Source organism: Candidatus Nitrosopumilus sediminis, from assembly GCF_000299395.1.
GTDB classification, from domain to species: Archaea; Thermoproteota; Nitrososphaeria; order Nitrososphaerales; family Nitrosopumilaceae; genus Nitrosopumilus; species Nitrosopumilus sediminis.
The window spans coordinates 559,163-581,280 of the sequence record NC_018656.1 but is presented as its reverse complement, the minus strand read 5'-3'; the positions used below and the strand labels follow the sequence as shown (position 1 = coordinate 581,280).

Annotated in this window: 23 protein-coding genes; 14 read left to right on the top strand and 9 right to left on the bottom strand. The window is 34.0% G+C overall.

Features of this window, described 5'->3' with window-relative positions; translation table 11 throughout:
- Positions 1-91 precede the first annotated feature (91 nt).
- Complete coding sequence (locus NSED_RS03530; protein ID WP_014964873.1) at positions 92-523, top strand: universal stress protein; 432 nt, start codon at positions 92-94, stop codon at positions 521-523.
- On the top strand, positions 520-948 hold the full coding sequence (locus NSED_RS03525; protein ID WP_014964872.1) for a universal stress protein: 429 nt from the start codon (positions 520-522) through the stop codon (positions 946-948). The genes NSED_RS03530 and NSED_RS03525 overlap by 4 nt, the downstream gene beginning before the upstream one ends.
- Positions 949-950: 2 nt before the next feature.
- Here the strand turns inward: NSED_RS03525 and NSED_RS03520 are convergent, their stop codons facing one another.
- Positions 951-1,805 (bottom strand): CBS domain-containing protein, encoded by an 855-nt coding sequence (locus NSED_RS03520; protein ID WP_014964871.1) that lies wholly within the window; start codon positions 1,803-1,805, stop codon positions 951-953.
- 109 nt (positions 1,806-1,914) lie between these two features.
- On the opposite strand from NSED_RS03520, the gene NSED_RS03515 reads away from it, so the two are divergent.
- From NSED_RS03515 to NSED_RS03505, 3 genes are read left to right on the top strand one after another with little or no spacing between them, the layout of a single operon-like run.
- A complete protein-coding gene (locus tag NSED_RS03515) occupies positions 1,915-2,256 on the top strand; it encodes an HPF/RaiA family ribosome-associated protein (RefSeq protein ID WP_026089894.1) in 342 nt (113 codons plus the stop codon).
- A complete protein-coding gene (locus NSED_RS03510) occupies positions 2,253-2,690 on the top strand; it encodes a universal stress protein (RefSeq protein ID WP_014964869.1) in 438 nt (145 codons plus the stop codon). The genes NSED_RS03515 and NSED_RS03510 overlap by 4 nt, the downstream gene beginning before the upstream one ends.
- A 16-nt stretch (positions 2,691-2,706) precedes the next feature.
- Positions 2,707-3,609, top strand: a complete 903-nt coding sequence (locus NSED_RS03505) for a malate dehydrogenase (protein WP_014964868.1) — start codon at positions 2,707-2,709, stop codon at positions 3,607-3,609.
- A 1-nt stretch (position 3,610) separates the two neighbouring features.
- On the opposite strand, the gene NSED_RS03500 is transcribed toward NSED_RS03505, so the two are convergent.
- Positions 3,611-4,369, bottom strand: coding sequence for a DUF6775 family putative metallopeptidase (locus NSED_RS03500; RefSeq protein ID WP_014964867.1), 759 nt, complete (start codon positions 4,367-4,369; stop codon positions 3,611-3,613).
- A 375-nt stretch (positions 4,370-4,744) separates the two neighbouring features.
- Between NSED_RS03500 and NSED_RS03495 the strand changes: the two genes are divergently transcribed.
- Positions 4,745-5,167, top strand: a complete 423-nt coding sequence (locus NSED_RS03495) for a hypothetical protein (protein ID WP_016939803.1) — start codon at positions 4,745-4,747, stop codon at positions 5,165-5,167.
- Between the two features lie 36 nt (positions 5,168-5,203).
- Here NSED_RS03495 and NSED_RS03490 read toward each other — a convergent pair whose 3' ends face one another.
- Complete coding sequence (locus tag NSED_RS03490) at positions 5,204-6,022, bottom strand: sulfide-dependent adenosine diphosphate thiazole synthase (protein WP_026089892.1); 819 nt, start codon at positions 6,020-6,022, stop codon at positions 5,204-5,206.
- Between the two features lie 179 nt (positions 6,023-6,201).
- Here NSED_RS03490 and NSED_RS03485 point away from each other — a divergent pair, with 179 nt between their 5' ends.
- Together NSED_RS03485 and NSED_RS03480 are read left to right on the top strand one after the other, a co-directional pair.
- The gene (locus tag NSED_RS03485; protein WP_014964864.1) at positions 6,202-8,013 is read left to right on the top strand and encodes a nitrite/sulfite reductase; all 1,812 of its coding nucleotides are present in this window, start codon (positions 6,202-6,204) and stop codon (positions 8,011-8,013) included.
- Positions 8,010-8,807, top strand: a complete 798-nt coding sequence (locus NSED_RS03480; protein WP_014964863.1) for a sulfurtransferase — start codon at positions 8,010-8,012, stop codon at positions 8,805-8,807. The genes NSED_RS03485 and NSED_RS03480 overlap by 4 nt, the downstream gene beginning before the upstream one ends.
- Here NSED_RS03480 and NSED_RS03475 read toward each other — a convergent pair whose 3' ends face one another.
- A complete protein-coding gene (locus NSED_RS03475) occupies positions 8,808-9,929 on the bottom strand; it encodes a tetratricopeptide repeat protein (RefSeq protein WP_014964862.1) in 1,122 nt (373 codons plus the stop codon). It abuts the gene before it with no gap.
- A gap of 125 nt (positions 9,930-10,054) precedes the next feature.
- On the opposite strand from NSED_RS03475, the gene NSED_RS10925 reads away from it, so the two are divergent.
- The gene (locus NSED_RS10925) at positions 10,055-11,686 is read left to right on the top strand and encodes a collagen-like domain-containing protein (protein ID WP_014964861.1); all 1,632 of its coding nucleotides are present in this window, start codon (positions 10,055-10,057) and stop codon (positions 11,684-11,686) included.
- A gap of 201 nt (positions 11,687-11,887) precedes the next feature.
- Here NSED_RS10925 and NSED_RS03465 read toward each other — a convergent pair whose 3' ends face one another.
- Together NSED_RS03465 and NSED_RS03460 are read right to left on the bottom strand one after the other, a co-directional pair.
- A complete protein-coding gene (locus NSED_RS03465; RefSeq protein ID WP_014964860.1) occupies positions 11,888-12,229 on the bottom strand; it encodes a hypothetical protein in 342 nt (113 codons plus the stop codon).
- Positions 12,230-12,509: 280 nt separating this feature from the next.
- The gene (locus NSED_RS03460; protein WP_014964859.1) at positions 12,510-13,619 is read right to left on the bottom strand and encodes an OBG GTPase family GTP-binding protein; all 1,110 of its coding nucleotides are present in this window, start codon (positions 13,617-13,619) and stop codon (positions 12,510-12,512) included.
- An 89-nt stretch (positions 13,620-13,708) separates the two neighbouring features.
- Here NSED_RS03460 and NSED_RS03455 point away from each other — a divergent pair, with 89 nt between their 5' ends.
- Positions 13,709-14,404, top strand: coding sequence for a phosphoglycolate phosphatase (locus tag NSED_RS03455; protein WP_014964858.1), 696 nt, complete (start codon positions 13,709-13,711; stop codon positions 14,402-14,404).
- A 2-nt stretch (positions 14,405-14,406) separates the two neighbouring features.
- Positions 14,407-16,293, top strand: coding sequence for an arginine--tRNA ligase (locus tag NSED_RS03450; protein WP_014964857.1), 1,887 nt, complete (start codon positions 14,407-14,409; stop codon positions 16,291-16,293).
- A 106-nt stretch (positions 16,294-16,399) separates the two neighbouring features.
- Here NSED_RS03450 and cofE read toward each other — a convergent pair whose 3' ends face one another.
- Both cofE and serB read right to left on the bottom strand, forming a co-directional pair.
- Entirely contained in the window at positions 16,400-17,125 is a 726-nt protein-coding gene (gene cofE, locus NSED_RS03445; protein WP_014964856.1) for a coenzyme F420-0:L-glutamate ligase, read from the bottom strand.
- 34 nt (positions 17,126-17,159) lie between these two features.
- Positions 17,160-17,810: a phosphoserine phosphatase SerB gene (serB, locus tag NSED_RS03440; RefSeq protein WP_014964855.1), complete on the bottom strand. Its 651-nt coding sequence runs from the start codon at positions 17,808-17,810 to the stop codon at positions 17,160-17,162.
- 103 nt (positions 17,811-17,913) lie between these two features.
- Here serB and NSED_RS03435 point away from each other — a divergent pair, with 103 nt between their 5' ends.
- The 3 genes from NSED_RS03435 to egtB are packed head-to-tail and all read left to right on the top strand — an operon-like array spanning position 17,914 to position 21,058.
- The gene (locus tag NSED_RS03435; protein ID WP_014964854.1) at positions 17,914-18,201 is read left to right on the top strand and encodes a hypothetical protein; all 288 of its coding nucleotides are present in this window, start codon (positions 17,914-17,916) and stop codon (positions 18,199-18,201) included.
- Between the two features lie 55 nt (positions 18,202-18,256).
- Positions 18,257-19,699 carry a proline--tRNA ligase gene (gene proS, locus NSED_RS03430; protein ID WP_014964853.1) on the top strand — a complete coding sequence of 481 codons (1,443 nt, stop codon included), beginning with the start codon at positions 18,257-18,259 and terminating at the stop codon, positions 19,697-19,699.
- Positions 19,700-19,747: 48 nt separating this feature from the next.
- Positions 19,748-21,058 (top strand): ergothioneine biosynthesis protein EgtB, encoded by a 1,311-nt coding sequence (gene egtB, locus NSED_RS03425; protein WP_014964852.1) that lies wholly within the window; start codon positions 19,748-19,750, stop codon positions 21,056-21,058.
- Here the strand turns inward: egtB and egtD are convergent.
- Positions 21,055-22,077 carry an L-histidine N(alpha)-methyltransferase gene (egtD, locus tag NSED_RS03420; protein ID WP_014964851.1) on the bottom strand — a complete coding sequence of 341 codons (1,023 nt, stop codon included), beginning with the start codon at positions 22,075-22,077 and terminating at the stop codon, positions 21,055-21,057. The genes egtB and egtD overlap by 4 nt on opposite strands.
- Positions 22,078-22,118: the final 41 nt, after the last annotated feature.

The window sequence follows — 22,118 nt, the reverse complement described above, 5'->3', positions numbered from 1 at the left end:
TTATATGATATAAATTCTAAATTACCAATATTGAAAATCAATAAAGATAATCACATAAGTCTTTAAACCAGAAATGATATTTTATTAATATATGGCAGTCAAAACAAAGAAAATCCTTGTGCCTCTAGATGGTTCTAAAAATTCCCTTCGTGGATTGGATATGGCTATCCACCTCGCAAGGCAATCTCAAGGGACCATCACTGCTTTAGCCATAAAAACGGTGCCTGGAATATATGCAATTCATCCTCTTGGATTCTTAGATTTTAATTCTATGAAGGAAGTAAAAAAACTACTTGCTGATGCAAAATTGCGTGCAGCAAAAAAAGGAATTATGTTAACTGGAAAAGCAATTGCAGGAGATCCTGGATATGATATTGCACGTTTTGCAAACAATTCAAAAAATGGAATTGATTTAGTTGTTATTGGTGCCCGTGGAAGAAGTGCTGCAAAAGAAATTTTCTTAGGTAGTGTTTCTAACTATGTTTTGCACAAATCTAAAAAACCTGTATTGGTAGTAAAATGACATCAAATAATTACAAGAAAATCCTTGTACCTCTAGATGGATCTGTATATTCTGAAAAAGCATTAAAACGTGCATGTGAATTTGTCAAAATATTTGACTCTGAACTTATTTTGATATATGTTGTCGAAAAATCTATCCCTGTTAATTTACTAGATCGTAAAGAATACTTGGGAATGCTTCAAAAATTTGGAACAAAAATTTTGAATAACTCCAAGGTCATGCTTTCCAAAAAAGGAATAACTGCAAAAATTATTTTAAAAGAAGGAAACATTGTAAGTGAAATTGAAAAAGTTGCTAAAAAGGAAAAATGTGATCTTATAATTGTTGGAAATAAAGGACTTGGTGCTGTAACTAGATTCTTACTAGGAAGCGTTTCAAATAAACTCTCTCAATCTTCTCCATGTTCAGTAATGATTGTGAAATGAAATTAGTTTGCTAATGTACTTACTATGTCTGATTTTGTAATTATTCCAACCAACCTTCCATTTTTTACAACCGGAAGACCGCTGATATTATATTTGATCATTTTTGTAACTGCATTTTTGACATCTTCATCTGCCTCTACAGTAATTGGGTTTGTTGCCATAATGTCTGTTGCATGAAATGGGAAAAGATAACTCATTTGATTTGAATGCATCTCTTCTAACCCTTTTTTGAACTTGTATTCTTGAACTTCTTTAGGATCTGCTGATTCTGCAATCCATTGTGGAATTTTTGCAGGGACAAAATCTCTGAATGTGATAACGCCTACTGGTTTTTGATTTCTTTTGATAATGATTCTAGAAATTCCGTATTTTAACAACAAGCTTTCTACATGTAATATTGGATCACTTGGAGCTGCAGTTATCACATCAGGCTCCATTATTTTTGAAATTTTGATTAAGTCTGAACCTTTTGTAAGAAATGCAGTAACCAGATTTGTTTCTGTCACTATTCCTTCAAGTTTTTTATCTTTGTTTAGAATTATTACTAGGCTGATTCTGTGCTTTTTCATCAATTGTGCGCATTCTTTAACTGTATTTTCTTTAGTTAATGTAAACATTTTTTTTGGTTTGAACTCTTTTGCTTTAACGGATTTTATTGGCTTATCTCCTAAATCATAAATTTTTTTTGCTAGGTCTTTTTCAGTAATTACCCCGATTGGATAATTCTTGTCTGTAACTATGACTCTTTTGACTTTGTGTTTCAATATTGATTCCCTTGCCTTCATGAGTGTTGTGTTGGGACTTACTGTGATTGGTTTTGAAATTAATTCTGATAATTTTAAATCTCTTACATCCATGAACATCATATCTAATAATTTGATAAATATCTTTCAATGAAACCGTCGCTGAAAATCAAATTTGATAATTATTAGAAAGCTATTTAGTTCTAGTTTGTTTAGATTGATTATGGCAGAAAAAGTACCTTTATTTGTAATTGGTCTAGCAAAAGATGAACCTGCTAATGAAGTATTATCCTCAAAATTTGGTAGTGCTTTAGAGAAAGTTCAACAAGTATTACCTCATATTATTGAAGCAAAAATTGCAGTAGAATCCCAAAACACTGAAGGTTCTAGAACTCATTATGAAGTTACGGCTACTGTAAAAACCTCTGGTGATAGACTTATTTATACAGAATCTGGATGGGATATTTTGAAAATTGCTGATGATCTATCTAGAAAATTAGAGCGTGAGTTGCCAAAACATGATGATAAAAGACAAAGAGATAGTATTCGTAAAAAGGAGTATTGAAATTGTTCAAAAATATTCTTGTGCCATTTGATCTTTCAACTCAGTCAACTAGGGCTTTCAAAGTTGCATTGGACATTGCTAAATGTCGTGATTCTGACATTACCTTACTTACCTGTCTTGAAGGCGATGCATGGCATCACAAATACTATGATGCAAGAGCCGATGCTGAATTAATTAAAAAGCAAAAAAAAGTTTCAAAAAAATACATTGAAAAATTAGAATCTTTAGCAGAAAAAAATAATATTTCAATTAAAACACAGATTATTACATCCAAATCCGTTGTTAATGATATAGTTAATTATGCAAAATCTAGAAAACATGATCTGATAGTAATTGGTTCTCATGGCCGAACTGGTTTTGATAAATTACTTTTAGGTAGTGTTGCAAATGGTGTTTCTCAAAAAACTAGATGTCCCGTTCTAATTGTTAAATAAATAGAATGTGATTTGATTGATTTCAATAATTGGTAGTGGCCGAGTTGGCACTTCAATTGCATTTCTTTGTGTTTCCCATGCATTAGATGATGTCCTACTTGTAAATCGTACTGAGGATAAAGCAATTGGTGAATCTTTGGATGTTTCTAATGCTATTCCAAACACTTCCCATTTTTCTATTCATGGAACATCCGATTATTCAAAAATAACTGGATCTGCTATTGTTGTCATAACTGCTAGTATGGGTGTGTATTTGAAAGACAGAACTGAAAACATGAAGCCCCAAATAGACATGATCAAAGAAATTGCACAAAAAGTCCGACAATATTGTCCAGATGCTATTGTTTTAGTGGTTTCAAACCCTCTTGACATATTGACTTATTTCTTTCAAAAAGAAATTAATTTTTCAAGATTCAAAGTGTTTGGAATTGCGTCCAGTCTAGATACTAACAGATTTCGCTATCTGGTCTCTGAAAAGTTTTCTGTACCTCAGTCTTCAATCGGTGATGCATTGGTGTTAGGCGAACATGGTGATTCAATGGTTCCTATCTTCTCTAGGACTAAAGTGGATGGTAAACCTCTTTTGTCTTTAATTGATGAGAAAGAAAAATCTGCCATTACTACAAGTGTTAGAAATTATTGGAAAAATCTAAGACATTACAAGAGTAGATCTCAATTTGGAATCGCTAAAAATACTTTTGATGTAATTAATTCAATAGTTAATGATCAAGAGGTTTCTGTTCCTGTTTCTGTGGTTTTAGAAGGTGAATACGGAGAAGTTGATGTTGCTATGGGTGTGCCTGTACTGATCAATCATTCTGGTATTTCTAAAATCCTTACTGTAAATCTTGATAATTCTGAAATCGTCTTACTGAAAAAATCTTCTCAAAGAATACGTGATCAGATAAACTCTGTATGAGTTAATTGTTAAAGTCGTTTATAATTTCTTGATGATGTTTACATATTTTTTTATTTTCAATTTGAGAATAAAACAAATCCTTTTGCCAATGTGCATTAAATAATCTACATTCTTTTTTATCGCAAAATGCCTCCCCTGTTTTATAGTATAGAATGGCCTGTAAAACATATCCTTCTAGAATTTCATACAGTCTTGGATCATGATATTCTAAAAATTCCCCCTTGTACTTTTTCATTACTTCTTCAACTCTGTTTTCAGAAAAATTTGTCATTAAATCTAGATAGTATTGTTTTGGTTTAGCTGGGGCTTCTATAATTCCTGCTGTTGAAATTATTGTTGGATTTGAACTAATTAGAGATCTTGCATGATATCTGAAATCATTTTGATCAAAAGTTGCTGTAAGTTTGTTTGTAAGAATTATGTGCAATGTGTTTTCAATAGATGGAATATGTTTTGAGATAATGTTTTGTAGTTCAAATCCATCATACAATGTCATTTCTTTTCTGTTAGACATGTCTTTGTTTTGGGTCTCGATTTGAATCTCCTCTGTTGACGGCGTATGCACTTTAAATGGATTTTTTAAATCAAAAATTCTTGTGGTTGCAATTTTTTTGCACATGTCGTGATCTATTGATTCAAAAAAGTTTCCTTTCACCTCTACTTCTATGTTTAATGCATTTGAGATGAATTCCCTTATTTTCTCTAATTGTATTTCTGGAACTGTAGGCTCATCATATAGAACGATTTTAGATATTTTCACTAAATGATGTTAGTTCTAATTGCTTATCTTTCTAACGAATAATTTTCTAAATTATTATATGGTTTTTAAGCGTAAAATTTGGTAAAATATTAGATAAATTTTATTCGATTTTTAATACTCTTGCCTGTTTTATCCACTCGTTCAACATTCTCTACTCCAATCATGAGTAAGTTTACATTTTTATCAATAAATAAACAATATGTCCCTATAGAGATGATAAGATGTCCGTTATGCAAAACAGAATATAGTGATGTTACTCAAGTCTGTCCATTAAGACATTGTTCTAATTGTGGGTCATTAAAATTACACACTCATAAGAAAAGGAGTTTTAAAACCTCTCGAGCAAAACAAAATTTTATTTTCATTTTGCCCCCGTTGGGTTTTTTTGTTTTAGTTTATGGTTATCTGTTTGTTCAAGGAGATTTGATTCCATTTCTTAGTATTGTTGCAGTTTTCTCTGTATTTTTCATTGGGATTTTATTTAAAATTACCAAAAACAATATTGATTGTGAAGAATGTAATGCAAAGAATTTTCCATTTGTAAGTAATATAATTATCAATTCGCGTAAATCAAACGAATATTTTGGTGATAGGGAGGATTTAACAAAAAAAATCTCAAAAACAATTCTTGAGGGGTTGTCAAAAGAACAGAAAAAACACAATAAAAAAGATCTTGTGATTAGAATGATAGGTGCTGTTTCTTTAATTGTTATTGCAACTCTTGGAACTTTCTTTATGCGTCCAGATGATGTTTTATTAGAGGATATTATTGATTTGATAAAATCTGTGATGAATTAATTCATGCGATTAATATCGTGAGATTTTTTTGATGATCTATCTTTCTAATTCTTTAATTTTTGCTGCTGCGATTTCAGCTGCTCTTTTTCCAGAGTATAACATAGAACCAAATGTCGGACCCATTCTAGCAAGTCCATGTGTTTCTGTTACTGACATGCCTGCTGCAATTAATCCTGGATAAACTTCGCCTGTCTTGTGAACAACATGTTCTTCTCCGTCATTTACATACATTGGCTCCATTCCTTTCCATTTGGCTAGGCCTCTATCTACGAGTCTTTTTACTGCAACCGAATCGTGACCTGATGCATCAATGATTACTTTTGCTTCAAATGCAACTGGATCAACACATGTAATGTTTCGTGGCAATGCTGAGACTGGCATCCAGTTAACAACAATGCCTGCAACTCTTCCGTTCTTTAAAACTAAATCGTCAAACTTTGTAAGTTGAAGGAATTTTACTCCCGCATCACATGCTGCAGCAATTAATTTTGAAACTGCATGTGGGCCTGGTGTCAAATACAATCCTTCTTGAACTTTTTTGTATGGAACCCCTAATTCATCCCAAATTTTTTGAGCTGGTTCTCTAACTGTAACTGGATTCATCATATATCCTCCTAACCAATAACCCCCTCCGAGGTAGTTGTTTTGTTCAATAACTAGAACTTTGTAACCCATGTTGGATAATTCCCTACTTGCTGTTAATCCTGCAGGACCTGCACCGATAATAATTACGTCTGACTCAGCTCTGTCAATTAATACTTCGTGAAATTCATTTGCGATTGCACGTGTAATTTCAACTTCACGTACATCTGTAAAAATTTTATCTGATTGTTCAGCAACAGTTGCTTCTTGCATGAAAATCATGGATTTTGTGAACAATTAATACTTTGCCACATTTTTTCTAAAAAAATTAGGTATTACTAATGATTCTTTTCTGAATAAAATAGGAAGATTTTGTACTTGAAGGAAAACATTTCTCCTAAAAACTCCAAATATCAAAAATTTATATCCAAACTAAAAGAATTTTCTTTGTATTGACCATATCTGATCTTAAACAATCTCCTCCTGATTCTGTAAAGCCTAAAATTAATTGGGCTAGAATTGAGGAGGCAGACAATTTTGCTAAAACTGTGAAATTGTTCCGTCAGGGAAAATATGATGAAGATAGTTTTAGACGATTTAGACTTCAACATGGTGCATATGGAACTAGAATGACTAGTGATTATGCAATGGTTAGAATCAAACTTCCTGCTGGAGAAGTTTATCCTGAACAAATTGAAAAAATCTCGCAATTAAGTGAGCAATATTCTATAGGTAGTGCACACTTTTCCACAAGAGAAAACATTCAACTTCATTGGGTAATCCTTGAAGATGTATCTGAAATATTTAGGGGTCTTGCAGAAGTTGGATTGACTTCAAGAGAGGCATGTGGAAATTCTGTTAGAAATGTAATGTGTAGTCCATTATCTGGTGTTTGCCCTGATGAGGAATTTGACTCAACACCATATGCACTAGCAACTGCAAGATTCTTTTTGAGAAATCCTATGGCACAAAATCTCCCTAGAAAATTCAAATTCAATTTTACTTGTTGTGAAAAACATGGAATGGTTAGAATTGTGGATGTTGGATTAATTCCACAAATTCGAGAAATAGATGGTTCTCTTCAAAAAGGATTCAAAATTTTTCTTGGCGGTGGTTTAGGAAACAAATCTTATGTTGGTCATCAACTAGAAGATTTTACTCCTGAAGAAGATTTGCTTTATACTTCAATTGCTGTACTGAGAATTTTTGATAGGTTGGGAGATAGAAAAAATCTTGCAAGAAATAGAATGCGCTATCTTGTAAATGATATGGGCTGGGAGAAATTCCAAAACCTTGTTTTAATGGAAAGAGCTGTTGTTCGCGCCACTCAATCAGTAATTACTCAGCTAGATGTTGATCATAGTCCAAATGAAATTAAACGACCAATTCGAATTTCTGATGAAAGTGGAAATGATACAACCCCTGATGGATATGCTCGATGGCTCAAAACAAATACAGTGAAGCAATCTCAATCAGATTACCGCTCTGTATTTCTTACTCTTGAGGCAGGTGATATTACTGCTAGTCAACTCTATGCATTGGCTGACATCATTCGCAATTTCTCCTCAGAAGGCAAGGCTCGATCTGGCTTTAATCAAAACATTGCTCTAAGATATGTGCATGAGGATGATTTACCTCGTTTGTATTCTAAACTGATTGAGGCTGGATTGGCAAAATCAGGTGCATTAACCATGACTGCTCCTATTGGCTGTTCTGGAACCACTTCCTGTAATCTGGCATTAACCAATTCTCATAGGCTAGCAAAAGAAATCCAACGAAAATTCCTTGAGTTAAAATTTGATGAAGATGATGATCTTAGCGATTCTTCAATTAAGATAAGTGGATGTCCTAATTCATGTGGACAACATGGAATTGCAACTATTGGATTCTTTGGAGGTGGTGGACGTGTTGGAAAAAATATGTATGCTAACTATCAGATGTCTATAGGAGGGCGCTCTGATGGTGATACTATGTTGGGGCAAACAGTACTTAGAGTTCCTGCAAAAAGAGTAATTCCCGTAATTCTTAAAATAATTGAAATTTTTAAAGAAAATAAAAAATCTGATGACACTTTGAAATCTTGGGTTCACAGAGTTGTAAACGGTAATGAAGATTCTAAAATAAAATCAATTGCTGATATTAAAAAAATATTGGAACCGTTGACCATTCCTCCAACGATTGAAGATGATCCTGATTTTTATCTGGATTATGGAAGTGATACTAGTTATCACACAAAAACTGGAAAGGGTGAATGTGCTGCTTGACCGGTTCTGGCAATATTACAACTGATGTAGACTCTTTGCGTTCAGAAATTAGAGACAAAAGTGTTAGAGTCATTGATGTCCGAAGAGAAGGTGATTACAAACAGGACCATATACCAACTGCCGTAAACTTACCTCTCGCCAATCTATTATCTGATGATAGTCCCGAGAGAGTTTTGAAACTTGTAAACTCATTGGGAATTGATGATGAAACATCTGTGGTTGTTTATGATGATACTTTTGGTGCTTTGGCTTCAAGAGTTGCTTGGACTCTGGAATATCTAGGACATAATGATGTAACATTACTTGAAACCACTTACAGTCATTGGAAATCTCTCGGTTTAGAAAATGATTCTTTTGTTCCTGAAATTCAAACGAAGGAGCATTCTATGAACCTTCAGCCAAATATCTTGGCAACATCTGACTATTTGGAAACTGCACAAACTAGAGATGATGTAATTCTAATCGATAATAGGGAGAGGCTAAATTACCTTGAACAACACATTCCTGGAGCTATCAGCTTGCCCTATCGTACTTTGGCTTCAAATGATAAAATTTTACGCTCAAAAGAAGATATGAAGAGATTACTAGAAAATCGTGGCATTACTGGCAATGCTGAAATCATTACCTATTGTGGTAGTGTTGGAACTCTTTCTGGGTTAGCATACTATGCATTAAAATCCGCAGGATTATCTAATGCAAAATTATACGTTCGTTCTTTTAAAGAATGGAAAAAACTTGAAAAACCTACTGAAAAACAAGAAGATGCTAGTTACTGGGATCTTTCTGCTGAATAATTAAGAAATCTCATTTCTGAGTTTTTTTGTCACAGTTCCTTCAATATTGTCAAACAAAACAATCATTTTCTCTTTATTGTCAATTAGATAATCTACCCCTCTATCTTTTAATCTGATTTTCCATAATCTTATTTCTCTGTGTTCGTCAAAGAAATTCTCTATCATTTGTTCGCCTGATTTCTTTGGGTCTATGAAGACATCGAAAATTTCAATTGTTTTATCAATATCCTCTTCTTCAATTGCTTCTTTAACTGATTGAATTGCTTGACTGAGTTCTTTCAAATTCTTAACTGGTTTTGGTAATGTTTTTTTGGTAATTCCAAACAATCCTTTCTTTTCTTTTCCAAGTTTCTCTGCAATATTGTCTGCAAGATCATATATTGGAATTTTACTTAGACCGTCACGTTTTTCATTTTGTACGATTAATCCTTTCTCTAATAATTTTCTCAAAGCTGTTTCAGCATCAATTTTATCTAGAAATGTTGTCCAAACAATAGCTCCTAATGTGTGGTATCCTTGTCTAATTGATTCTAAAACTACGACCTCTTCAATTCTCTTGAAACCTTCTTCAACTCTCACATTCATGAAATCTTTATCTCTAATTGACTTTCTGGCATTTTTAACATCTATTTCAATAGAACGTTTCAATGCTTCCAATGCTTCTGGAACTTGATTTAGTAGTGATAAGTAACACGCTTGATTGTACCATGCCATTCCATATGTGGGATCTGTCTCAATTGCTTTTTGAGCTGCATCTAATGCTTTGGAATAATTTTTTTGCTCATAATGAACCAATCCTTTTAGATTCCAAGCTTCTGGATTTGTGACATCAATTTCTAAAATTTTGTCATATACTTTTAGCGCTTCTGCATGTTCATCTAGATGAAATCTTGCATATCCTAATTTCATTAAAGTTTCAACATTGTCTGGATCAATTCTTAATGCTTGCTCAAAAATCTCGATGGCCTCTTCCAGCTTTTCATCTGCCATCAAATTGACGCCTTTTTTAAATAATTTTTTACGATTATAGTCAATATCCACTAAACTTCGTTCTTGGGGAATTATCTCGTCACTTTTTGTCTCTTTGACTTTTTTTGTTTTTCTACCAAATGGTTTCTTCACAGCTCAATTATTCATTTTATCTAGATAAATACCAAGCTTAATTGAGCCTAGTGTTACTGAACCCCGATTTAGATTAGGTTTAAGCGATCTAAATACAGAAATACTTGAAATATACACAAACGATTGTGTCATCTCAGCCACGATTAGAGATTCAAGGACAGGCACCTTTCAAGCAATCAGGTGTCTATGAAGCTCAAATTGCCATTACTGATAGTATGCCCTCTGAGAATGCAATTAAAACAAAACAATTCTCATCTTTATGGAAGGATAATTTTCATCTTCGAGTAAGAGATGGAGTATTTTCTGAAACTCTCGGTTCTCAATCAAACCCTCTCCCACAATCAATTGAAAATCTTGATAAAGTTTGGATTGTTGTAACTGATTTATTTTCATCATTGCATAGTGTTTTTGATGTACCTCTAACTAGATCAACATCAAAACCTGAAACAAAACCTGAAACAAAACCTGAAACAAAACCTGAAACAAAAATTATTTCTGATAATCAAAAACCTAAACGCATTACAAAAGCAAACGATGGTCCAACAGGACCTCCTGGCGACAAAGGACCAACAGGACCTCCAGGACCTCCTGGCGACAAAGGACCTCCAGGACCTCCTGGACCGCAAGGACCTGTTGGAATTAAAGGATCCGAAGGACCAAAAGGTTCTCCTGGCGACAAGGGAGCAACTGGTGATAAAGGTCCACAAGGTGACAAAGGAATTTCTGGTGACAAAGGAATTACTGGTGACAAAGGAATTACTGGAGATAAAGGTGACAAGGGTGACAAAGGAATCACAGGACCGCCCGGTGACAAAGGAGAAAAAGGTCCGACAGGTCCGCTTGGTGACAAAGGTCCAACAGGACTAAAAGGTCCGCTTGGTGACAAAGGAGAAAAAGGTCCAACTGGTTCTGTTGGTGATAAAGGAGCAACTGGATTAAGAGGTGTCCCTGGAGAAAAAGGTGACAAAGGTCCACAAGGTCCAACTGGTGATAAAGGATTAACAGGTTCAACAGGACCGCCCGGAGAAAAAGGTCCAACTGGATTATCTGGTGTTCAAGGAGAAAAAGGAATTCAAGGTGGTCCTGGTCCTATTGGTGACAAAGGTCCATTAGGACCGCCCGGTGACAAAGGCCCATTAGGTCCACCTGGCCCACATGGTGATAAAGGATTAACAGGTCCAACAGGTCCGCTTGGTGACAAAGGTGACAAAGGTCCACTTGGTCCAATGGGCGAAAAAGGAAACAAAGGAGTTGAAGGTCCTATTGGAGAAAAAGGTCCACAAGGTCCACAGGGACCAGCTGGTTCTAAAGGATTAACAGGAGTTCCAGGTCCTCAAGGAGAAAAAGGTGACAAAGGTTCCATAGGCCCTATTGGAGAAAAAGGGCAAACAGGCCCATTAGGTCCTCCTGGTGACAAAGGTCCACAAGGTCCACAAGGTTCTCAAGGTGAACGTGGAACAACTGGTCCACCCGGAGAAAAAGGTCCACAAGGTCCTCAAGGAATTCAAGGTCCTCAAGGTGAACGTGGTCCTACTGGCCCTATTGGTTCAATTGGTGAACAGGGTCCTGTTGGAGGACAAGGCCCCGTAGGTCCTGCAGGTCCGAGAGGTCCACCTGGTCCACCCGGAGAAAAAGGTCCTTCTGGAGGAATGTCTTCTGAACAAAAAGCTATTTTCAAAGATTTGTTAGAAATCTTAACTAACAAAAATATAATCACTACTGAAGAACAAATCAAACTAATGAGTTATCTTTACTGATTACTTTTTAATTTCATTAAATAATTTTTGAAAATTTCTTTTTTCTATTAGTTGATATTTTATTTTTAAATTATTGATTTTCAAAATCCTTTTGGTTATTTCATTTTATTAAAATACAAAATTCATAGTTTTCACTGTTTAGATTTAGAAAAATGAAAACAATTCGTCGTCTTTGTGACGATTGTTAATTTATTGACGAGATTATCGTCTTTTTGCTGCCTTTCTCTTTGGAGCGGCTTTGCGTTTTGCTGCTGCCTTTCTCTTTGGAGCTGCTTTTTTTGCTGCTGCCTTTCTCTTTGGAGCTGCTTTCTTTGCTGTACGCTTAGCTTTAGTTGCAGTTCTTTTTACTGCTTTCTTTGCTGTACGCTTAGCTTTAGTTGCAGTTCTTTTTACTGCTTTCTTAACTGTACGCTTAGCTTTGCTAGCTGCCTTTCTCTTTGGAGCTGCTTTCTTTGCTGTACGCTTAGCTTTAGTTGCAGTTCTTTTTACTGCTTTCTTAACTGTACGCTTAGCTTTGCTAGCAGCTTTTCTTTTTGTAACCATTACAAATTCCGCATTTTCATTGTTTTTCAGTGGTTAAACTAAAGAAATTTACACAAATTGATTACTATTTATCAAGTAGTTTTTTTAGATTTTTTTTATTTTTGATCGTATTTTTTATTCTCTCTTTTCATACATTCTTTTTAATTCTATTTTTAGCCTCTTCATCAGATCTTTTCCAAAAAATAGATCAATTATGTTGTATTTTACGCGTCAATACATTAATTTTATTTTTCTTATGTTTCTTAAAATCTATTTTTTTTAAATTCTTGTTTTCTTTTGACTAAACACCGCGTCTTTTGATGATCGTAAGTACATCTTCATCAAGTAAAACATGATTCAAACCTACTCTTTGTCCACCAAACTTTACACTTTTTCCCCAAACCAAACCGTATCTGAATTCTCTTCTTAATCTTCGATGCATTTTATTACAGATGTCTTCCACCGTGTCTCCTTCTCTTGCAATAAATGGTTCTTTGAAATCTGTTTCTCCTCCTTTTGGTCTCATGTAAATTCTGATGAATTTTAATTTCTCGTAAATCTTCTCTTTGAGTAATTCAATATTTGTATCTGAATTTGCTGATACTTCTATTACGTCTGATTTAATTTTCTTCTTCAAATCTTTTAGAAATGCTTCATCTACCAAATCTATTTTGTTTAATACCGTAAGTGCTTTAGAATAACTTATGTTTCCTGCAATATGATCAGCCAACTGTTCTGATGTGATATCTTCCCTAATTACCACTCTTGCACTAACTAATCCATACAGATGTAGGATGTCTTTGAGGTGTTTTTCAGTAATTTTTGTTAACTTTACTTGCTGTGCAATTGCAATTCCTCCCATTGATGCTTTTTCAATTGTGATGTTTGGTGGTAATTGGTTTAATCGAATTCCAATATTTCCCAATTCGTTTGTTAAAACATCTTCGTGATATGGTTGAAAGACATCTAATATCAGTAAGACCAAGTCTGCAGTTCTGGCAACTGACAAGATCCTCTTTCCTAAGCCCTTACCTGTAGATGCTCCTTTGATAATTCCTGGCAGATCTAATACTTGGATTTTTGCACCCCTGTATTCCATCATGCCTGGAACTACAGTTAACGTTGTGAATTGAAAAGCTCCTACTGTGGATTTTGCTCCTGTCATTTTGTTTAACAAAGTCGATTTTCCAACACTTGGCAATCCAATGAATACAACAGTTGCATCCCCACTACGTCTTACATCAAAGCCATCTTGCTTCATTCCTGATTTTTTTGCAACTTCTGATTCTTGCTCTCTTTTCAATTTTGCAATCTTTGCCTTTAGTAATCCAATGTGGTGCTCAGTCGCTTTATTGATCTGAGTTTTTGCCATCTCATCTTGAATGGCTTTAATTTTTTCAGGAATTCCCAATACTATTCAATTCTATCTACATTCTTTTCAAATAAAACCGTATTACTTCAGTTAGTAGCAAATATTATTCGGTTCCCAAAACAATTTTTATGAAAAAGAGAACATTTGCAGTCGATATTGATGGAACTATCACTGAAAATGGTGGTGGTAGAATACATTTGGATGCCCTTGATGCATTACGACGTTTAACCGTCATGGGACATAATGTCATCTATGTCACAGGGCGGTCCTCTGTTGAAGGATTCCTACTATCTGTTTTTGGTGGAACCACCAAAATTGCTGTTGGTGAAAATGGTGGGTGCATTACATTAGATTCTGATGATCATATCTTGTTGGGCAATATTGATGAATGCAAAAGCGCTTTTGATATAATTAAAAACAATATTGATGGTGTAAAAGAAAAGCGAGTTTTTCCTAGGATGACTGAGGTTGTTTTAGAGAGAACTTTTGATTTAGATCTTGCTCGAAAACTACTTTCTGAAAAAAATATTCCAGTTGAATTATCTGATAGTCAATATGCATACCATATCAATTCACCTGGTATTAACAAGGGAACTGGCTTTAGAAAAATCATGGAAAAATTATCTATTTTGCCTGAAGATGTGATTGCCATCGGCGACAGTGCAACTGATATTCCTTTATTCAATGTGGCAAAAACTAGCATCGCATTGGGAAATGCATCCGATCAGGTAAAATCTGAAGCAAGTATGGTAGTCTCATCTGGTGCAGGTGATGGTGTTCTTGAAGCATTAGATAAATTAGCACCTAGATTATCTGAGATGTAATAATGACTTTCAAATCAATACTTGATGAAATTGAAAATAATCTAAACAAAATATTATCTGATCTATCTATCACTGATGTAAAATTCTCTGTTGAACCGGCAAAACCTGGATTTGGTGATGTTAGCTCTAACATTTCTTATTTGCTTGCAAAACAACTCAAAAAAAGTCCTAAAGAGATTGCTGAAATGCTATCTGAAAAATATTCAAATTGTACAAATACTTTGGTTTTAAAATCAGAAGCACATCCATCAGGATATCTTAATTTCTATGCAAACTGGGACAAACTAAGCCAATTGATTTTGTCTGAATCTTATCTTGATACATGTGGTGATGTCGACATTGGTAATGGTTCGACAATAGTGGTAGAACATACCAGTGTAAATCCAAACAAAGCGCTTCACATTGGACACATTAGAAATATCATCATAGGGGATACTATTTCTAGAATTTTACAAAAAGCGAATTACAAAGTAAATGTGTTAAACTACATTGATGATTCTGGGCTACAAGTCGCTGACATTATAGTTGGATTCAAACACTTGGGATATGATCAAGAACCGCCAAATGGTAAGAAGTTTGATCATTATTGTGGTGATGATGTTTATGTTAAGACTACTGAGAAATATGATGCTGATCCTAGTCTTGAAGAGATTAGGAAAAATATTCTAAAAGAACTTGAAGATGGAAATTCTGAAATCGCAAAATTTGCAGATAAAATTACTAGAAGAGTATTAGCAGGACAACTTGAAACTTGTTGGAATCTTGGAGTAACCTATGATTGCTTAAATTTTGAATCTCAAATCATTCGTTCTGGTTTGTGGACTAAAATCTTTGAAAAACTAAAAGAAATGAAACTTGTTGAGTTTGAAAATGAGGGAAAAAATAATGGTTGTTGGGTTATTAGAGGCGAAGATAAGGAAGAAGATAAGGTAATTGTTCGTAGTAATGGAACTGCAACATACATTGCCAAAGATATCCCATATGCTGCTTGGAAGCTAGGGTTACTTGAAGATCCCTTCAATTATGAAAAATATGTCCCTGAACAGCCAAATTCTCGTATTTTATGGCAAACCACCTTGAATCATGCGAACCCTATTTCAAAAAATTTTACTGGTGAAAAGGTTGTAACTGTTATTGATTCTAGACAAGCTAGATTGCAAAAGATCATTACTTCTTTGATGGGGAAATTCAAATCTGTCCCAGATGCATACAATCACCTGGGTTATGAATCGGTAACTCTAAGCTCAGAAACTGCAAAAACACTTGGTTTGGATACTGATGGAAAACAAGCTCAAATGTCTGGACGTAAAGGATTGTATGTAAATGCTGATTCTGTATATGATATTCTAAAAGAGAAAACAAAAGATGAAACTAAAAAAAGACATCCTGAAATGAGTGATTCTGAAATTGATTCGATAGCCGACTCTGTATCTGTTGGAACTTTAAGATATGAAATGATAAAACAGGATTTGGATAAAATCATTACTTTTGATTTAACAAAATCTCTTAGCTTGGAAGGTGACACTGCTCCCTATATTCAATATACACATGCAAGAGCGTCTAGAATATTGGAAAAATCTGATCGTTCCCCAAGCATTGATGTAAATTTTTCTTTACTGAAAGAGAAATCTGAATTAGATTTGATCAAAAACATTGGACTTTTTAATTTACAAGTTAGAGATGCAACAAATAACCTCTCACCCAAAGTCATTGCCCGCTATTGCCATGATTTGGCAGTTGCGTTTAATTCATTTTATGAAAAATCAAAGGTTTTAGATTTGGGTGATGTTGAACTAGAGAATTCTCGATTATGCCTAGTAAATTCTTTCAAAATTGTTTTAGAAAAAGCATTAGATCTTTTAGGAATCAAAGCACCTGTTAAAATGTAATGTCCTAGAGAGATAACATTGTCATCTCTCTAGGGGCACTCTACAAAGTCTAAACTCTGCATAGTAGCTTGTCCTATTTTAATTCAGAATAAAATTACAAGAAACATCATCTAAAAAGATCCTCATGTTCAGGCCGAATTAATTCATCCACCCCATGTTCACCAGATTCAAATGAATATCCACGAATTATTGCAAATGGGCATTTTAGTGATTTTCCCATTACCAACTCAGATGTAGATGCAAGTTCATCTGCAATTGCAATTGCAGTAACGCGTAAAATTTTATTAAAAGAATCATTAGTTCCCTCATAATCTAAAATTGGGTTTAAACCAGATATGCCAATTGCATGATTCGTTTGACCCATCCTAAATGGTCTACCAAAAGTGTCAGAAATTATTACTGCAACATTTTTGCCAGAGTGTTCTAAAATTTTCTTTCTGATTTTTTGCGCAGAGACATCAGAGTCAAGGGGCAACAAAGTAGCATAACCTTCTTCAATATTACTTTCATCAATTCCTGCATTTGCACAAATGAAACCATGATGAGTTTCAACTATCAAGATCCCATTACTCATTCTGATAATTCTTTTTGATTCAGATAAAATCAATTCAGTAATTTTGGGATTCTTTTGATATTGTGAGCTAATACCTTCTGCCAACAAGGAAGGTGTTACAGTAGATAGATCTACTAATCGTCCTTCTTGTTTAGAGACGATTTTTTGTGCAATAACTAGAATGTCACCATCAATTAACTTCTCAGATTTTAGGACAATGTCAGAAAGATCATCGGAAGGAGTGATCTCTTTTTCAACATGTATTGGAATTATTTGCAAGTACAATATCTGAAGCAGTGGACTAAAAAATTGTTTATGCAGGTGTTGTAGCTTCTAATTCAAGTTTGTAGTGTTTGTTAATAATATCTATAATTTTAGAAAGATCTTTTTCTTCCAAAGTAGTAGTTGCCAAATCTTTTACAATATCCTGAGCACGATATGCAATTCCCAGACCACAAATATCAAACAATTTAACGTCATTTGCACCATCTACAACACAAACAATATCTTCTTTTTTCTCACCCCATTCTTCAATTTTTATGCGTGCAGATTTTGATTTATCAGAATCAACATTAATTTTAACACCATCTAATTTTCCATCTTTGAATATCAATTCATTAGAGAAAACATAGTCAAGATCCAATTCTTTTTTCAATCTATGCATCATTAAAGTAAAACCACCAGATACAGCCATCAATTTCCATCCTGCAGCTTTTAATGCCTTACATGCTTCTTTTGCACCAGTCATTATAGGCAATTCATCTGAGACTTGTTGGCAAATTTTTTCATCTAACCCTTTAAGGGCAGCAACTCTAGTTCGCAATCCTTCCTCCCAGTTAATTTTTCCTTGAATTCCTTGTTTTGTTATTTCCCAAATTTCATCTTGTTTGTTGAGTTTTTCTGCAAGAATAGGGAGATATTCTTCATCATACAAAACACCTTCAACATCAAAAATTACTAACAATAGATTTCTGATTTGGAAAAAAATCGCTAATTATATTAAAGTTTAAACCGGTTTTAGATCTAAAAAACGCTAGTAATAAATCACCGAAGGTAGTGTGTTAGATATGGCTGACGAATTAGAACATAAGTTCGAAGTAGTAATTCAAGAAAGAGAGGGCAGACAAAAACTCCCAGATCCAGTCAAAGAAGAACTAAAATCGTCAGGAATGATGGACGAGAAAGGGAAACTAAAACTAAAAGGAGTTAGTCCAAAAATGCTCAAAAAAATGAAACAAGAATTTGTCGATTGTCCAGTTCTTAAAGAAGACATTCATTTCATACAGTGTTTTGTATGTCCAAATTTCCAGAGCAGAGTAATGGGAAAAGTACTTTGTAAAGGCGACAAACTGTAATAGTTCAGGTTATCACGAAAGGCTCATTAGTTAAATTAATTCAATCAATTCTAGTTTGGTTAAAGAAGACGTAGGCATCACAGTTTCAAAAAAAGGCGATTTTAGTGAGTGGTACACACAAGTAGTTCTCAAAGCTAAACTTGCAGATTATGCTCCAGTGAAAGGATTAATTGTTCTCAGACCAGATGGATACTCCATTTGGGAGTCACTTAGAAGCACATTTGATAAAAAATTTTCAAGAAATGGTATTAGAAACGGATTTTTGCCAATATTAATTCCAGAGTCACTTTTAGGAAAAGAGCAGAAACATTTTGCAGGATTTAATCCAGAAGTATTTTGGGTTACTCATTCAGGAACCAACGTAGTCGGGGATAGACTTGCGTTAAGACCTACATCTGAAACACTGGCTTATACACTATATTCAAAATGGATTCAAAGCTGGAGAGACTTACCATTAAAAATTAATTTTTGGAATACAGCCCTGAGAGCAGAAATTAAAGCAACAAAACCATTCCTTAGAACATCAGAATTTTTGTGGCAAGAAGGTCATACAGTGCATTCTACAAAAGAAGAGGCAGAAAAAGAAGTGATGAAGATTTTAGATATTTACAAAGATACGGTTGAAGAAGAATTAGCAATTCCTGTAACGACAGGAAAAAAAAGTGAAAAAGAAAAGTTTGTCGGCGCAGTGTATACAACAACTATGGAATCAATTATGCCAGACGGAAAAGCATTGCAAATGGGTACATCTCATTTTCTTGGCCAAAATTTTTCAATACCATTTGAAGTAAAATTTGCAGATAAAAACAATGTAGAACATTTTGCATGGCAAACATCATGGGGAGTGTCTTGGAGATTAATTGGGGCAATGATAATGGTTCACGGAGATGATACGGGATTAGTGTTACCACCAAAGGTAGCTCCAATACAAGTAGTCATTGTACCAATATACAGAAATGATGAAGGAGAAGGCATAGTTCTTCCAAAAGTGGAAGAAATCAAAAAAGAATTAGAATCAAAAGATCTTAGAGTACATGTAGATGAACGAGAAGGGTTATCGCCAGGTTACAAATTCAATGATTGGGAAATGAAAGGAGTCCCACTAAGAATAGAGATAGGTCCCAAAGATATTGAAAAAAATAGCATAGTAGTTGCAAAAAGATACAATCTTGAAAAAATTAATTTGAGTTTTACAGAAATTGAGAAAATACCCACAATATTAGATGAAATTCAAGTAGAGATGCTAAAAAAAGCCAAAGAAGAAGCAAAAAAGAATACTTTAGAAATGTCCAATTATTCGGATTTTAAATCAAAAATTGAAAGAGGCGGATTCTTCAATTCACCATGGTGTGGTAAATTAGAATGTGAAGAAAAAATTAAAGAAGAGACAGGGGCTGAAATCAGGGTCATTCCATTTGATAGTGAAAATAATAACAAAAAATGCATTTATTGTCAACAACAAAGTGAGTCAATACCAATTTTTGCAAGGGGATATTAGAGAACCACATCCAACAAACATAATAATAGAAAAAAGAATTTTTTAATTATGACTTCAAATCCAGAATTAGATTCAGATAATTCATTGCTGGAACAATTTAAAGAAACTCGAAGTAGGACATTAGAACTTGTAAAGACTTTAGAAAAAGATGATTTTGTTGTTCAGACAGCATTTTTTATGAGTCCCCCAAAATGGCACATTGGTCATGTAAGTTGGATTTATGAAGCAATAATGAGTAAAATAGATAAAAATTATGAATTTTATTCTAAAGAATTTTCAGAATATCTAAATTCCTATTATCAGCAATTTGGAGTGCCGCATGATAAAGGATTACGCGGAGTAGTGTCAAGACCAACAACAGACCAAATTTTTCAATATTTTAACACAATCAATCAGAGAGTAGAGAAATTTATCAAATCTCAAATATTGAGTGAAGATGCCACCAAATTGTTAGTTATGGGATTTCATCATGAATGTCAGCATCAAGAACTCTTAGTTTATGATTTACAGCATTTGCTTGCAGAGCAGTATAGGCCTGTAAAGAAAAATCAGTGTCCAAAACCAATCAACATAGAAAAAAAATCAGTTCAGATCAAAGGAGGAATATACACAATGGGAAATAATGGAAAAGAATTTTGTTATGATATTGAACTACCAGAACACAAAGTTTTCCTCAATGATTACAAAATAGATATTTTCCCAATAACAAATCAACAATATTTAGAATTTATCGAAGATGGAGGATATGAGATATACAAGTACTGGTTATCAGATGGATGGGAAAAGGTCAAAGCAAACAAATGGATTGCCCCCATGTATTGGGAAAAGATCAATGGCGTGTGGCATGTCAGAGATTTTCTAGGAATTAGAGAAATCAATCCAAATGAACCTGTGTGTCATGTTAGTTTCTATGAAGCAGATGCATATTGTAAATGGGCAGGTAAAAGGCTTCCAACAGAAGCAGAATGGGAAAAGGCCGCATGTTGGAATGAAGAAAAACAAGAAAAAACAGCATTCCCGTGGGGAAATGAAAGTCCAACGACAGAGAAATGCAATTTATTAGAATCATATAATTGGAATTGTTCAGAAATCGGAGCATACCCTGAAGGAGTAAGCCATTCAGGATGTCAACAAATGATTGGAGATGTGTGGGAGTGGACTTCATCAGAGTTTACAGGATATCCAGGATTCAAATCAGGTTTTGATGAATATAATGACAAATGGTTTACAAATCAAAAAGTTTTGAGAGGAGGATCATTTGGAACACCAAAAATGTCAATCCGAGGAAGTTATAGGAATTTCTTCAGACTAGATGAACGTTGGTTGTTTTCAGGGTTTAGATGTGCTGAAGATATTTAGTTTTTTGATACAAGAGTTAGAGAAAAATGAGTTTGGTCATCTAACCAAACATGTTCAATCTTAAATCCGACACTTTCAAGAAGAATTTTAATTTGGTCCAGAGTGTATTTGTGAGAGTATTCGGTGTGAATCAATTCATTTTTTTCCAGATTTAATGACAAGTTAGATTTTGAAATTATTACAGACTGATTTACAAGAGATTTCAAATACATCTCAATTCTTTGATCTTCTTTATTGTATATGGAATGGTGTGAAAAATTATTCAAATCAAAATCAGCATCAAGTTCATCATTGATTCGAGAGAGCACATTAAGATTGAATTTGGCAGTAATTCCTTGTGAATCATTATAGGCAGATTCTAAAATTTTTGAGTCTTTTACCAAATCTAATCCAATTAAAAATAGATCACCAGATTTCATCGTAGAGTTTATTTTTTCCAAAAAGTTTTTTCCGTTAACAGGAGAAAAATTTCCAAAGCTAGAACCTAAAAATAGAATTAGATTTTTTTTGTCATCATAATTTTTGAGAAATTCCAACCCACCTTCATAAGTATCAATTATACCTGTAATGTGAAGACTGTTGTAATCTTGAAGTAATTGTTCAGAGCTTTCGGTCAAAATTTCAGAAATATCTATGGGAAAATATTCAGTGTTAGACTGTAGTTTTGTAAAAACATCAAGAATAAGCCTAGTCTTAACAGACGCACCGCTACCAAGTTCAACTAGTCTAAAAGATTCATCTATAAATGAAGGCAAATCATTCTGCAGGTTCTTTAGGATTTGGATTTCAGTTCGCGTAGGATAGTACTCGGGAAGAGTGCATATAGTCTCAAACAAATCAGAGCCTTTTTTATCATAAAAAAATTTCGGGGAGATGAATTTTGATTTTCTATTTAGGCTAAAAGAGATCTCTTCAGCAAATGTTTTTTCAATTTTACCTGCATGTGGTTTAAAGTATTGAAGTTTAGAATCAACAACAAATTTTTTGTAATCTAGATTTTTTTGAAGGGTTTTGTTCAAGTATTAATTTCATTTTCATTTAACATAAATGCTTTATCCCA